This window comes from Desulfofundulus sp. JL263-se (assembly GCF_056316025.1).
In genome coordinates this window covers 2,745,633-2,760,188 of sequence record NZ_CM149993.1, presented here as the reverse complement: position 1 = coordinate 2,760,188, position 14,556 = coordinate 2,745,633, and the positions used below count along the sequence as shown (strand labels likewise).

The following is a 14,556-nucleotide window of genomic DNA, read 5'->3' as shown; positions in this document are numbered from 1 at the left end:
TGAAGTTATAGGCCCCCCGGAATAAAGTCCGGGGGGCCTGCGTTTGTAACAAGGCCTTTGGGTTTAGATTTTTGTTTCAATTAGCGGCTCGATGCCAAATTCCGCAAGGAAAGACTGCAGTTCCTCAATTACTTCTATTAACTCCACTGCCCGGGCCTCGAACTCATATATGGCCCTGCCGAAGGCATAAGCTCCCTCCCGCCGGGGCCTTTGTTTTTGGGGAGGTTTAAGTTTAATATTCTTAAGCCATTTTTTGGCCGTGGCGTACGGGGTATGGAAGCAAAAACGATACTCGTCCTGGCTTATAAGGAACTCGTAAAGGCTGTAATACTTATACTCTCTGGTGCATCTCAGGCACCCACCTGTTTTATCCAAATAATCCAAATAACTCATGCGTCGGTTTTTGGCCCTGGCTCTACAGTTGGGGCACAGGTTTACCTTATTTTCTCCTTCAATGAAGCTAATTTGCAGCAGATCGCTTTTACCGTAATAATTTTGGGCAAAGGTATGTAGTACTGTTTCTTTCAGGTCGTAAAGGTACCGGTTTCCTGCCTTGGCGTAGTGATTCAGGTGAAAAAGGTAATAACAGGCCCGGATTATTTTCGCCGTGTCTTCTGGAAGTGAATCTAGGGTCTCGAAAAATTTTTGCTTGTGATAAATTTTATTCCAGTAGGCTCTGTGCCGAAAAATTCTGGCCCGGGTCAGCCGACAGGCCCCGTAAAGATTATTGTCGCGGCTTTTCCAGGTTTGCTTGATCCTCGGTATTTCCGGGGCCAGCGCCTGAACCTGTTTATTATAAAACAACTCCATGTCTCCGTTTTTGAAATGCACCTTACCTTTAATTTCCAGGTAACCTTCCCTGGTTAACCGCTTGACGCCGGCTGGTGTTAGACCCAGGGTTTTGCAAACCTGGGCCGGATTTAACAGCTCAGGTGATTCCGACATGCAATCTCTCCCTTCTAACACCGTGTTAGGCGTCGTTATGGCAGTGATTATATTTCCAAGTAAAATGTTAAAAAGGATGTAGAATGTTTCTGAAGAATATTGTAAGGTATAGGAACACATTTAGCAAAGCAAAGGATGATTACCAGTGACAGTAAAGATTGGTGAGCCGTATTATGTTGGCGACTTAGTAGTTTATTTCATTAATGAAAATGAGGCCCTTGTTATAGACTACGATTGCCGTTATGAGTTACGGGCCACGGATAGTACCTGCGATTGCTGCACTTTTAGGTTCAGATCGCGTGTTAGCCCTGGTTTCATCTGCCGGCATATAGACGCTGTCAGGCAGATGAAAGAAAAAATGAAAGGGGAATAGTTAAATATATGCGGAGGGGACATAGCCCAAAATGATTACCCAAAATGATCCGGTTTGTTACTGGTTCAGAGAATATGAAAGTTCCATTGAAAAAACCTTGGGGGAATATAAAAGTTTTTTGAATTATCTGGCCCGCTTAAAAAAGAATTGGGAATCATTTGTTACTAAAGGGAAAATAGATGAGGATGGGTTCATTCGGCCTGAGGTGCTAAGTTCTTGGAAGCGTTCCAGGGAACGAGGTGTCGATCCGTATAAATTATATCCTATTTCAGTTACATTGAAGAATTTGAAACTTAGACTGACAAAAAACCAAGAACTCATTGAAATAGCTTCGCCATTTCTAGAAGCGTTTGTTTCCAACCTTAAAGGTTCCGGTTTTCGCGTAGACCTGCTGGATAAAGAGCTATACATTCTTAAACAGTTTGGCGAGCCGGAGGTGCTGGAAGAGGCACTGAAACAGGGGTCATATCCCGGGGTGAGCAGGAGTGAACAGGCTACAGGGACCAACGCCATCAATCTGGCTGCCATCTTGGGGCGCCCCGTGCAACTGGTGGGGCCCGAACATTATAATGTCCAGCTTCATTATTGGACTTGTTCCGCTACCCCGCTTTTTGACCAGGATGGGGAGTTGCTCGGAGTTATAAACGTGGCCGGACACTACCTCAAGGTTCACCAGCATACCCTGGGGATGACCATTGCCTTGGGCAAGGCAATTGAATTCAGTTGGCGCCAAAACCGCCTGCGAAAAGAGAAAGAGCTAGCCGGCAAATATATTGAAAGCATTGTTGATTCCATTTTTGACGGCTTGATAGCACTTGACGGAAAAGGGTATATTACCGTTTTGAACCGTACCGCGGGGGAACTTTTAGACGTAAACCCGCATGAAGTTTTAAACCAGCCTGCAGATACGGTATTTGGTCACCAGGCAACAATCCTCGAAGCTTTAAATAAAGGGGAGTCTTTTTTAAACAAGGAACTGGTTTTTAATACTAAAAATAGGCGAAAAATAGTTATTGGTAATGTTATACCCATTACCAATCGTAATAAAATTAACGGTGTCCTAGCCGTATTTAAAGGGTTGAACCATGCCCGGGGATTTATTAAAAACCTAGCCGGCTATAAAGCTTATTTTAATTTTGAGGATTTAAAGGGCAGCAGCCCTCGTTTCAGTCAAGTGGTTAACCTGGCCCGGCAGGCGGCTGCTTTACCCTCTAATATTTTAATCCTGGGAGAAAGCGGCACCGGGAAAGAAATGTTTGCCCAGGCCATTCATAATGCCAGCAGTGTAAGTAACGGTCCTTTTGTCGGTATAAATTGCGCCGCTATTCCTGCGGAATTAATTGAAAGTGAGCTGTTTGGTTACGAGGGAGGCGCCTTTACCGGTGCCAAGCGCGAGGGGCAGCCGGGTAAGTTTCAGCTGGCCGCGGGTGGAACCCTGTTTCTGGATGAGGTTAACGCCATGTCCATGACCATGCAAGTTAAGTTGCTGCGGGTATTGCAAAATCGCAGTTTTACGAGGATCGGCGGGATGAATGAAATTCCCCTTAAGGCAAGGATTATAGCTGCTTCCAACAGTGACCTGTGGGAAGAAGTACGACAGGGTAATTTCAGGGAAGACTTGTTTTACCGGCTGAATGTTATTACCATAGAAATTCCGCCTTTGCGGGAACGAAACGAAGACCTTCTTCAATTAATTAACCATTTTTGCCAAAAACATTCTGAAAGGTTGAACTTTAGTTTTACGGTTACCCCTCGAGCGTTGGAGTTAATGCAGGCCTACCACTGGCCGGGAAACGTGCGGGAATTGGAAAATGTTATTGAGCGCTGTGCTGTACTGGCTTACAGCCGTTCTAGTCGCTATATCGAGGAGCAGGATCTGTTGAGTTACCCGGGTATTAAAAAGGCGTTGGGTGCCAGTGGAGAAAGTTCGGATAAGCATTTAATTCCCGGGTTAGTGGGTAATTTAGATACATTAGAGAGGCGAGCCATTGAGCAAGTTTTGCAATACACACAAGGTAATATTTCCAGAGCGGCAAGTATACTGGGTATAACCAGGAAAACATTATACCGAAAAATAAAAAAGCATAATATTTCCTTGCCGTCAAAAAACTAACTTTTCGGAATGCTGTATAAAAATGACCCACTCCTTTATGGGGAGTGGGTCATTTTTATACAAAGCTTTGACTCCGCCAAAATCTACAAATGCCTTCCGGTGCCTGTTTTTATACGGGTTCTCGGGATCTTTTAGAAAAATCGATGAGTTGGAACAATACTTGCAATTAACAATAGTCAACGGGTTACTAAATAAATCACGGGGGTGGACCAGCCCGTTGATAACCGTTAAGTTTAAAACTGCTTTAAAAAAATATTGTTCCAACAATGACGGAAAGTTGGAAATCCAATACGAGAGAGGCCTAACTGTAGAAAAAATATTGGAATACCTTAATCTTAACAACGGGACGGTAGGGCTAGTTCTTGTGAACGGTAAATTTGCCAAGAGGCACTACCAGTTAACCGATGGGGATGAGGTAGAATTATACCCCATCTTTGGCGGGGGATAGTCTCTTCAGTTGTTCCTCAAGGAGGTACATATATGGGCTACGGTTTTACAGGAAAAATTTTGCTAGTTAATTTAACCAAATCGGAAATTTTGGTTGAAGAACCGGCGGAGGAATTCTATCGTAAATACCTGGGCGGTCCCGGCATCGGTTTATATTACCTATTAAAAAATAATAAGCGCAACATTAACCCGCTGGGGCCCGATAATAACCTGGTATTTGCTCCCGGTTTACTGACCGGAACCAATGCTCCTTGTGTGCCGCGCTATACAGTGGTGGCCAAGTCGCCCCTTACGGGGGCACTGGGTAAATCAGAAGCAGGCGGCTGGTGGGGTCCGGAACTTAAAAGGGCCGGGTTTGACGCTGTGGTGATAAGAGGTCGTGCCCCCAAGCCCGTGTACCTGTGGATAAAAGATGGCGAGGCTGAGATTAAGGATGCCTCTCACCTTTGGGGCCTGCAAACGGGGGAGGTACAGGAAGGGATTCGCCGGGAGTTGGGCGATGATAAAGTGCAAATTGTTCAAATTGGGCCCGCCGGGGAAAACCTGGTGCGGTTTGCCAATATATGCAATAACCTTGCTCATTTTAACGGCCGTAACGGGCTGGGCGCGGTAATGGGCTCTAAAAACCTCAAAGCCATTGCCGTCAGGGGTAGTAAGGCGGTGGAGGTTAAGGACCGGGCTGCGGTGGCAGATGTATTGCGCTGGGTGACTGAGCAGGTTAATATTCACCCCTTGAGTTCCGCCTTGCACGAGCACGGAACTCCTGTTGGCATTACAACCAATAATGCTGGGGGCTGTTTGCCCACCAATAACTGGGATACCAGTTTTTTTGAGCAGGCGGAGGAAATAGGTTCAGAAAAGCTTATTGAAAAATACCTGGTTAAGCGCGGTGGTTGCTTTGCCTGCCCCATAAGGTGCAAGAGAGTGGTGGAAGTCAAGGACGATGATTTGGTTGTAGACAGGAAATACGGCGGACCTGAATACGAAGCCCTGGCAGCACTGGGCTCCAACTGCGGCATCGGTAACTTGAGACTGGTGATCAAGGCCAATGAGCTGTGTAACCGCTACGGTTTAGACATTATTTCCTTTGGGATGACAGTATCTTTTGCCATGAAATGTTATGAGGAGGGGATCATTGACAAGGCCGTTACCGAGGGTCTTGAACTGAACTTCGGTAACGAAGAAGTTTTACTACCGTTAATTGAAAAGGTAGCTAAAAGGGACGGGTTCGGAAACGTTTTGGCGGATGGAAGTAAGGTTGCGGCAGCCAAGTTCGGTAAGAAGAGTGAACAATTTCTTATTGAAGTTAAGGGACAGGAAGTTCCCATGCATGACCCGAGAGTTAAGAGCGGTATTGGTCTCCAGTATGCATTGGCTGTTAACGGGGCCGATCACTGGTTTGCCCAGCACGATCCTTTCTTTGCCGACAAAGAGTCACTGGGTGTACAGGCTGCTTCTCCCATTGGCCTCTACGAACCTGTGGAGGCGGTGGACCTCAGCTATCAAAAGGTAAGACAAGTCCTGTACACAAGCTACTTGAACGGTGTATACGACATGTTGGGGGCCTGTGTTTTCGGCTATGTTGCCCGGAGTGTAACACCTTTAAACAAACTCCTGGCAGTTATACAGGCCGTAACTGGATGGGAAACCAGCTGGTGGGAACTGTTAAAAGCCGGTGAAAGGTTTCTGGCCATGGCTAAAGAGTACAATGCCCGCCAGGAACTGACCATCCACGACGACAGGTTGCCGGAAATATTCTTTAAACCCATAAGTGGCGGGCCGCGAGATGGTCAGCCCGGACTGGACCGTGAAAAGTTTGACGAGGCTGTCAAGTTGTTTTACGAAATGGCCGGCTGGGATACCAGCACGGGTATGCCGTCGATGGCTAAGCTATATGAACTGGGTCTTGACTGGTTAGTTAAAAAGAAATAGTCCGGAATTGGGGACCGCATGAAATTTCAAGGAGGGAAGTTAAATGGTTTTTCCATTCAGATTACCGGAAGTTGTTTATGTTGGTAAAGGCGCTTTGGAAAATTTAAGTAAAGAAGTACAAAAATTTGGCGCCGGCAAGGTTTTATTAATAACCGATGCCGGGGTTAAAGCTACCAACATGGACAGGCAGGTTATTAAATTTATTGAGGAGGGAGGTGGGGAAGTAGATATTTTTGCGGAGGTAGAGGCCGAGCCCAGCACAGATACAGTTGACAGAGTGGGCCAATTGGTCCGGGAAAAGGGGTACCAGTTGCTGGTAGGATTGGGTGGAGGCAGTCCGATGGATGTGGCCAAGGGGGCCTCTGTACTGGCTACGAATAGTGGCAGCATAAAGGACTATGTAGGTATTGAATTAATTTCGCAAAAGGGTATACCTACAATTTTGATTCCTACCACGTCCGGTACCGGGTCGGAGGTTACCCAAAATGCCATTTTTGCTTTTAAGGAAGAGCAGGTAAAAAAAGGTATAGTAAGCCAGTATTTGTTACCCAGAGTGGCCATAGTAGACCCGGCACTTACCCTTACCTGCCCGGCCCACATAACGGCTGCCACCGGGGTTGATGCCCTGGTCCATGCTATTGAATCTTTCACTGCCCTTAAGGCTACGCCACATACCGATATTTATGCCCTGGAAGCTATCCGGTTGATATCCGGCAATTTGAGAACAGCTGTCTTTAATGGCAGTGATTTGGAAGCAAGGGAGAAAATGGCTATGGGCTCTTTCTTTGCGGGAGTATCCCTGGCCAACGCCGGGGTGGGGGCGGTGCACGCTCTGGCTTACCCGCTGGGGGGTAAATTCCATGTTAGCCATGGTGCAGCCAATGCACTGCTTTTGGCCCCGGTGATGGAGTTTAATTGTGTAAGTAACCTGTCCAAATTTGCACAAGTGGCCGAGGCCATGGGAGAGCCCGTGGAAGGAAAATCCTGCCGGGAAGCTGCTATGCTGGCTGTAAAAGCAGTCAAAGAGTTGGTTGCGGACGTGGGCATTCCCCGGTCTCTGCGAGATGTGGGTGTTACCGCAGAAGACATAAAGTTTTTGACGCTGAGTGCTGAAAAACAAACCCGCCTGTTAACCAATAACCCGCGGGCTCTAACCAGGAAGGATATAGAAAAAATATACCGCATGGCTTTGTAATTTTAAGGGTACCACCGGTCCCACTATACGTATTTCCGGACCAAGGCCGGTGCTCTGGAGGGAGCACCGTGGCCAAGCCGGCGGCCTTTTTAGGCCGCTACTTAAAAATGAAAGAATGGAGGGAGGTTTCTTAATGTTTCGAAAATATTCTAAACTTTACTTATTGGTTGCTATTTTGCTGGTAGCAGGAATAGTTGCAGGTTGTGGCGGGGGAGATGAAAATGCGGGTCAGGTAAAAGAGGTTAAGATTGGTAATATACTGCCGCTGTCGGGGTCCGCTGCCCCGGTGGGTAAGATCGGTAAGCAAGCCAGAGAAATGGCCGTGGAAGAAATCAACGCGGCTGGCGGGATTAAATCCCTTGGCGGGGCTAAAATAAAAATGATTTATGCGGATAGTAAAGGTGACCCGGCCACCGGAGTGGCAGAGGCGGAGCGCCTGATCACCCAGGAGAAGGTTGCCCTTATCACTGGGGCTTACCAAAGTGGTGTGGCCCTGCCGTCTACCGAAGTTGCGGAGCGCTACAAGGTACCTTATGTTTGCCCGGTTCCTTCGGAAGATGTTATCACTGAGCGCGGTTTTAAGTATGTTTTCAGGCTGGCAGAAAAAACCACTTGGCGTAACAGGGCCCAGGTGGAATTCATACAGGATATGGCCAAAAAATTCGGTACACCGGTTAAAACCGTGGCCCTAATTTATGAGAATACTGCCTGGGGCCAGGGAGCAGTGAGAGGATGGGAAAAATACCTTGGCGAGGCCGGGCTGGATATAGTTCTCAAGGAGCCCTACCCTGCCAACTCTTCTGATTTGACACCGGTGGTGCTTAAAGTTAAAAGTATTAAGCCTGATATAGTTATGATGGTTTCTTACGTATCTGACGCGGCCTTACTTACCAATGGTTTTGCCGAGCACAATGTCAAACCTTTGGCCTTTATCGGCACCAGCGGCGGTTTTGCTGACCCGGTTTACTTTGAAACCACTGGGGATAACTGTGAATACTTCTTCGACATTTCCACCTGGGAGCCTGATGTAAATCGCCCGTTCTCGAAAGAAGTGAATGAGAAGTTCAAGAAAAAATACGGTTACGGGATGAATGCCGAGGCCGTTAAGGCATATGTCGCCATGTATGTTATAAAGGATGCTTTGGAGCGGGCGGGGTCCCTTGAACCCGAAGCCATTCGGAAAGCCCTTGCCGAGACGAAATTGACCGACGGAAAAACTCAAATGTACGCTTCGGAAATTACCTTTGATGAAAGCGGGCAAATGGTTAATGCGCCGCTCATCATATCCCAATTCCGAAAAGTTGACGGCAAAATGGAGCGGGTAACGGTATGGCCGAAAGAAGATGCCCGTCCTGGCTGGGAACCTGTTTGGCCGTTCCCCGGTTGGGATAAATAGGCAAAAGTAACAGGGGGTAGTCGGCTGGCTACCCCCTTTAAAGAAGTCTGGAGGTTGGAAAATGGGCGTACTTTCATCAGTTGTTAACGGGATTTTAATGGGAGGGGTATACGGCTTACTTGCCCTGGGGCTGACTTTGATTTTCGGTATTATGAAGATTATTAATTTTGCCCACGGTGCCTTCTTGATGGTTGCCATGATATTGTCCTATTGGCTATGGAAGTTAATAGGTTTAGATCCTTATCTATCAGTATTCGTTATTTTCCCTTTGATGTTCTTATTTGGTTATTTTATTCAGCGTTATACCATCAAGCCTGTTCTTGATATTGAAAAAGACGTTAGAGAGCCAGTGGGTGCGCTGTTACTGACAGCGGGACTTTCGGTAGCCATTGAAAATTTTATGTTGATGGTATTTGGTGCAAATTATTTAATGGCAGAGACTTCCTATTCAGGAGCGATGCTGGATGTATCCGGCCTTTTAATCAGCCTTCCGCGCCTGTATGCTTTTATTACTACCTTAATAGTTACAGTTTTATTTTACCAGTTCCTAAATAATACCGAGCTGGGCCGGGCTATGCGGGCGACCGGCCAGGATCGTGGTGCCGCCCTGTTGATGGGTATAAATATTACTAAAGTGTACAGCATAGCTTTCGGTATTGGTACCGCCCTTGCTGGGCTGGCAGGTTTGGTTTTGATACCCTTCTACTACGCTCACCCTTCAGTGGGACAGGTTTTCATAACTAAAGCCTTTATTATTGTTGTGCTGGGGGGACTGGGCAGTGTTCCCGGAGCGCTGGCGGGCGGCTTAATTATCGGATTGATTGAATCAGTGGCGGCACAATATATGACGGCGACGTGGACGGCAATATTAGTTTATTTTGCTTTCTTGTTTGTGCTTTTAGTTAAGCCGTCCGGCTTATTTGGATCCAGGTATGAATGGTAGGTGATTAAGTTGAGAAATTTAAGTTTACCGCGATACTATTTACCGGCTTTGTTGCTTTTAGTTTCTGTGTTATTACCCTGGTTTGTAACCAATCCCTATTACCTGCACATAATGGCCATGGTTCTTTTTTGGGCTTACCTGGCCACTGCCTGGAATATTGTAGGTGGCTTTGCCGGTCAGTTATCCTTGGGACACGGGGCTTATGTGGCCACCGGCGCGTATGTCTCTTCGTTGCTTTTTGCCAATTTAGGTATCTCACCGTGGTTCGGTATGCTTATCGGCGGCATGGCTGCTGCTTTGATGGGTGTTATCGTGGGTTATCCAACGTTGCGCTTAAAAGGAGCTTATTACGCTTTGGCCACAGTTGGTTTTGCAGAGGGTTTCAGGGTTATTTTAATTAATACTACGGATATTGGTCCCTGGCATACCGGTGGAGCCGAGGGCTTTTTGGTGCCCCTCTTGGGTAATGCGCCACAGCACATGCAATTTATGTCTAAAGTGCCGTATTACTATATTGCTTTGGCTTTGTTGCTGATTCTTATAGGAGTTTGCTTCTGGATTGACAGGTCAAAGTTGGGATATTACTTGGCTGCCCTAAGGGAAGATGAGGATGCTGCCCTTGCCCTTGGTATCAATACCAGCAGGATTAAATTAATTGCAGCGGCACTGAGTGCCTTTTTTGCAGGGGTCGGCGGTGTGTATTACGCCCAGTTGATTCGCTATCTCGAGCCTAATGCAGTGGCCGGGCCCATGATGTCCAACCAGATAGTTTTCCTGGCCATTGTAGGTGGTAGGGGCACTATATTAGGGCCGGCCCTCGGCGGTATTATCCTTACAATTATCGGTGAAGTAACTCGTATTTTCTTTGACCAGGTTATGGGCCTGCATCTCTTTCTTTATGGCGTTATCGTAGTACTTTTTGTTATTTTTAAACCCAGGGGAATGATCGAATTTGCAGAAAACTTTTATGAAAAATTAATTAATTTATTGGATCGAAGGGGGGAAAGGAATGGCCGGTAAGGTGTTACTGGAATTAAAAAACTTGACGATTAAATTTGGCGGGCTGACAGCTGTGAGCGGCCTTAACTTTACTCTTTATGAAGGTGAAATTGTTGGTATTATCGGGCCGAACGGGGCCGGTAAAACAACGGTTTTCAACCTGATCAGTGGTGTTTACAAGCCCACCGAGGGAGAGATTTACCTTTTGGGCGAGAATATTACCGGGCTTAAGCCGTTCCAGGTTTGTAAAAAGGGTATAGGTAGGACTTTTCAGGTGGTAAAACCCTTTGGTAACAAGAATGTTTTATATAATACAATGGTGGGTTCTTTTTTGAGAACCGGCGATATCCGTAAAGCCAGGGAAAAGGCCCTCGAGGTGCTTAAAATGGTAGGCCTGTACGATAAGAGGGATGTCCTGGCCAAAAATTTGACCATTGTTGACCGCAAGAGGCTCGAAGTAGCCAAAGCTTTAGCCACGGAGCCGAAATTGCTTTTATTGGACGAAGTGCTTGCCGGCCTTAACCCCAGTGAAGTGGATGAAGCGGTAGAGCTGGTTAAGCAAATTCATAGAACCGGGATTTCTATAGTACTTATAGAACACGTGCTTAAAGCGGCAATGGCCCTTTCGCAGCGCATTATTGTTTTGGATTACGGTAAAAAAATTGCCGAGGGAACTCCGGAGGAAGTTACCAGTAATCCTGAGGTAATTAAAGCATATCTGGGTGATAAATATGGTACTGCTTGAGATAGAAAATATTAGCGTATATTATGGTGAGATGTGTGCGTTAAGGAATGTCTCGGCCCAAGTTGAGGCCGGGGAGATTATATGCATTGTAGGTGCTAACGGGGCGGGTAAAAGTACTTTAATTAATACCATATCAGGAGTTTTAAAGCCCAGAACCGGCAAAATTATATTCAACGGGGAAGAAATCAGCCGGCTGGAAGCCCATGAAGTGGTGGAGAGGGGCGTGGTTCAGGTACCGGAGGGCCGGAGGTTGTTTCCCAACATGACTGTGGAAGAGAACCTTCTTCTCGGGTCATATATTCCCGGTAGCCGTAAAAACCGTAAGAAAAACATGGAGAGAGTGTTTGAACTGCTGCCCCGCTTGGCCGAGCGGAAAAAACAAATCGCCAGGACCATGAGTGGCGGTGAACAACAGATGCTCGCCATAGGAAGGGCCTTGATGGCGGAGCCCAAGCTCCTGATGTTTGACGAGCCCTCGCTGGGACTGGCCCCGAAAGTGGTAAGCCAGATGCTGGAGCTTATTAAAAATATAGCCGCCCAGGGGGTTACCGTTCTTTTAGTGGAACAAAATGTGCACCATGCCCTGGAACTAAGCAATAGAGGCTATGTATTGGAGAACGGTACCATTGGGTTGTCCGGTACCGCTGAAGAACTGTTAAATAATCCTCATGTTAAACGAGCATACTTGGGATTATAGATTTTTAAAGTAGGAATGAGTATCGGGCAAAGGGAAATAATACCGGAGGGTTTTCCATGGTTATGTCTTTAAATGTAATCATCTGCCTTAAATTGGCCAACCGGCCCGGGACGCTGGCCAGGGTGTTGAGCGTTATTGCTGAAGAAGGGGGCAACCTGGGTGCCATAGACCTGGTATCGGCATCGTCGTCATATATGGTGAGAGAGTTGATGGTCCGCATGCATAACCGGGATCATATAGAAACCCTGGTTCAAGCCCTGGAGAAACTTCCCGGGGTGCAGGTTGTCCGGGTTGTAGATCGCGTATTTCTCAAACACTTGGAAGGGAAAATTGAAATTAAGCCCAAAAGGGAGATTCAGAACCGGGAGGACTTATCCCTCGTTTATACTCCAGGGGTAGCCCGGGTGTCCGAGGCCATTGCCCGGGAGCCCGAAATAGCTTACAGGTTGACCATGAAGGGTAATTCCGTGGCCATAGTAACCGACGGTTCTGCCGTATTGGGCCTGGGTAATATCGGCCCGGAGGCCGCTTTGCCGGTGATGGAAGGGAAAGCGGTATTATTTAAAAAGTTCGCCGGCATAGATGCCGTTCCCCTTTGTCTGGGCGTACAGGGGACGGAAGAGATTATAAATGCCGTTATTGCCTGCGCCCCGGCCTTTGGGGGCATCAACCTGGAGGACATTGCGGCCCCAAAATGTTTTGAAATTGAGGAGCGATTAAGTAAATTACTGGATATCCCGGTTTTTCACGATGACCAGCATGGTACTGCTATTGTAACTCTGGCCGGGTTGCTAAATGCCCTGCGGGTGGTAAATAAGAGTTTAGATAAGGTGAAAATAGTGATAAGTGGCGCTGGCGCTGCGGGGGTGGCCATAGTTAAAATCTTGTTGGGCGCTGGGGCGCGGGATATTGTGGTTTGTGACAGAAAAGGGGCCATTGCCCGGGATAACCCGCCCGGCACATCCTATAAAAAATGGCTGGCAGAAAATACTAACCAGCGGTGCCTGCACGGCAGTTTAAAAGAGGTTATTGCCGGGGCCGACGTCTTTATCGGGGTGTCCGGGCCGGGCCTTTTAGGACGAGAGGATATTTTACGGATGGCTGATAAACCCGTAGTATTTGCCTTGGCCAATCCGGAACCGGAAGTGGATCCCGAGGAGATATACGGTATTGCAGGTGTTATCGCCACCGGGCGTTCCGATTACCCCAATCAGATTAATAATGCCCTGGCCTTTCCCGGGGTTTTCCGGGGCGCACTGGATTGTCACGCCCGCATGATAAATGATGAGATGTGCCTGGCGGCGGCCCGGGCCCTGGGAGAAATTGTTACTGAAGAGCAATTGTCGGCAGAAAACATTATTCCCTCCATTTTTAACAAGGATGTGACCCCTGCGGTGGCCCGAGCCGTGGCAGAGGCCGCCAGGCGCACGGGGGTAGCCCGCAAGTACTCCTATGAAGAAAGGGACCGGGGCGGTTTACTGTATACAACTATTAATCCTGAATAATTCTGGTTGCCCCGGATTGTTCCATTATTGCCCGCACCCGGTCCGATTCCTTCTTGGGCAGTTCTACCACCACGGCGATGCCGCTGTTAGGAATGCTTTTTCCCAAACCTTTGGCAAATGCCCTGGCCTCCCACAGCCCGTCATTTTCCGTTTTTATAAAGGCAACTTCATCGGCCAGCTCATTAGGGAAGTCGTCCCTGCGATTACCCACGTCGGCAAGGTCGGTGATAATCATGTCTTTCCGGTTAAATCCCGCGTTGCGCAGGCTATCCACCAGAAAGCCGACCTGTTCCTTGTTTGGCATTATGGCAGTTAGTCGCAAAAAAATCACCTCCGGGACTTAGAATGCCCGGAGGTGCCGGTATTTATAGCAAAGTACCGGACTTCAGGAAGTGATCAGTTTTAAAAAGTTCACCAGTATTTTGCACGTCATTCCCCAGATAAAGTATTTTTCATATTCGTAATAGTACATGGAAAAGGTCCAGCGTTTTTTCCACCCCGGGCCGTAGCCCAGCGGGACCTTTTCCAGGGGGAAACCGGGCCCGTAGCGGATAGCTACCTCACCTTCGGTACGTGAAGGGGGATTTTGTAAAAAGAAATCCAGGGGAACCGTGAATACCTCGGCCACTTCTTCTGGGTCAGGGGTAATGTCTTGGGGTTTCAAAATTTTTCCCACAAAGGGGTGGATGACGGTTCCCATGGGGGCAACCAGGAGGTCGAGGGGGCCTATTAATTTTATGCTGTCCGCGTCAATCCCCAATTCTTCCGAGGCTTCCCGCAGTGCCGTTTCCTCAGGTGTTTCTCCTTCCTCTATCTTGCCGCCGGGAAAACATATTTCCCCCGGCTGGCGGTTCAGGTGTTGGGACCGTACTTCAAAAAGAATATGTTTTTTTTCTTCCACTTCAACGACAGGAAGAAGCACAGCGGAAATAAAATAATCCTGAGCATCCATCAGTTCAGGCTGCCTGCCGGCTATTCGTCTCCAAATGTTTTCCATTGTATGTAAAATCAGCCTCCTGTGTGGGCCGTGTATGTTATAACAATTTCGTTAATTTATATCTTCTTTCCTTCCCCAGGTTAAATATAAGGTCAAAAAAGTTACGGGTTAGTAATATTTGGGGAATTTCCTTTCCGGTATTTGGAAAGGAAATTTTTTTAAGTAAAATAAAAAATAAAAAAGGGGGGGTGCGCAATGAACTATTCTTCCGGTTAGGAAAAAACATTAATGGTTCCCGCAAATGAAGGGGCCCGGGACATTGCGGAATT

General features: G+C 47.4%; 14 protein-coding genes. 11 read left to right on the top strand and 3 right to left on the bottom strand.

Translation table 11 applies throughout. The features are described from left to right. Positions 1–63: 63 nt before the first annotated feature. Positions 64–945, bottom strand: coding sequence for a hypothetical protein (locus ACX4JR_RS14320; protein WP_476058690.1), 882 nt, complete (start codon positions 943–945; stop codon positions 64–66). 145 nt (positions 946–1,090) lie between these two features. Here ACX4JR_RS14320 and ACX4JR_RS14315 point away from each other — a divergent pair, with 145 nt between their 5' ends. The 11 genes from ACX4JR_RS14315 to ACX4JR_RS14265 all read left to right on the top strand — a co-directional run bounded on the left by ACX4JR_RS14315 (position 1,091) and on the right by ACX4JR_RS14265 (position 13,290). Continuing rightward, positions 1,091–1,318, top strand: coding sequence for a hypothetical protein (locus ACX4JR_RS14315; protein WP_476058689.1), 228 nt, complete (start codon positions 1,091–1,093; stop codon positions 1,316–1,318). Between the two features lie 31 nt (positions 1,319–1,349). Beyond that, complete coding sequence (locus ACX4JR_RS14310; RefSeq protein WP_476058688.1) at positions 1,350–3,431, top strand: sigma-54-dependent Fis family transcriptional regulator; 2,082 nt, start codon at positions 1,350–1,352, stop codon at positions 3,429–3,431. Positions 3,432–3,648: 217 nt separating this feature from the next. Continuing rightward, a complete protein-coding gene (locus ACX4JR_RS14305; RefSeq protein WP_476058687.1) occupies positions 3,649–3,879 on the top strand; it encodes a MoaD/ThiS family protein in 231 nt (76 codons plus the stop codon). Positions 3,880–3,911: 32 nt separating this feature from the next. Further along, entirely contained in the window at positions 3,912–5,810 is a 1,899-nt protein-coding gene (locus ACX4JR_RS14300; RefSeq protein WP_476058686.1) for an aldehyde ferredoxin oxidoreductase family protein, read from the top strand. A gap of 43 nt (positions 5,811–5,853) precedes the next feature. Next, a complete protein-coding gene (locus ACX4JR_RS14295) occupies positions 5,854–7,005 on the top strand; it encodes an iron-containing alcohol dehydrogenase (protein ID WP_476058685.1) in 1,152 nt (383 codons plus the stop codon). A gap of 133 nt (positions 7,006–7,138) precedes the next feature. Next, positions 7,139–8,401 carry an ABC transporter substrate-binding protein gene (locus ACX4JR_RS14290; RefSeq protein ID WP_476058684.1) on the top strand — a complete coding sequence of 421 codons (1,263 nt, stop codon included), beginning with the start codon at positions 7,139–7,141 and terminating at the stop codon, positions 8,399–8,401. Positions 8,402–8,462: 61 nt separating this feature from the next. Continuing rightward, positions 8,463–9,344 (top strand): branched-chain amino acid ABC transporter permease, encoded by an 882-nt coding sequence (locus ACX4JR_RS14285; RefSeq protein WP_476058683.1) that lies wholly within the window; start codon positions 8,463–8,465, stop codon positions 9,342–9,344. Between the two features lie 66 nt (positions 9,345–9,410). Continuing rightward, entirely contained in the window at positions 9,411–10,364 is a 954-nt protein-coding gene (locus ACX4JR_RS14280) for a branched-chain amino acid ABC transporter permease (protein WP_476058682.1), read from the top strand. Next, a complete protein-coding gene (locus tag ACX4JR_RS14275; protein ID WP_476058681.1) occupies positions 10,354–11,088 on the top strand; it encodes an ABC transporter ATP-binding protein in 735 nt (244 codons plus the stop codon). The genes ACX4JR_RS14280 and ACX4JR_RS14275 overlap by 11 nt, the downstream gene beginning before the upstream one ends. Continuing rightward, positions 11,081–11,785, top strand: a complete 705-nt coding sequence (locus tag ACX4JR_RS14270; protein WP_476060578.1) for an ABC transporter ATP-binding protein — start codon at positions 11,081–11,083, stop codon at positions 11,783–11,785. Before ACX4JR_RS14275 ends, ACX4JR_RS14270 begins: the two co-directional genes overlap by 8 nt. Before the next feature lie 56 nt (positions 11,786–11,841). Further along, the gene (locus ACX4JR_RS14265) at positions 11,842–13,290 is read left to right on the top strand and encodes an NAD-dependent malic enzyme (RefSeq protein ID WP_476058680.1); all 1,449 of its coding nucleotides are present in this window, start codon (positions 11,842–11,844) and stop codon (positions 13,288–13,290) included. Here ACX4JR_RS14265 and ACX4JR_RS14260 read toward each other — a convergent pair. Both ACX4JR_RS14260 and ACX4JR_RS14255 read right to left on the bottom strand, forming a co-directional pair. Then, positions 13,277–13,621, bottom strand: a complete 345-nt coding sequence (locus ACX4JR_RS14260; protein ID WP_476058679.1) for a hypothetical protein — start codon at positions 13,619–13,621, stop codon at positions 13,277–13,279. The two genes, ACX4JR_RS14265 and ACX4JR_RS14260, sit on opposite strands and share 14 nt — an antisense overlap. A gap of 54 nt (positions 13,622–13,675) precedes the next feature. Continuing rightward, the gene (locus tag ACX4JR_RS14255; RefSeq protein ID WP_476058678.1) at positions 13,676–14,287 is read right to left on the bottom strand and encodes an NUDIX hydrolase; all 612 of its coding nucleotides are present in this window, start codon (positions 14,285–14,287) and stop codon (positions 13,676–13,678) included. Positions 14,288–14,556: the final 269 nt, after the last annotated feature.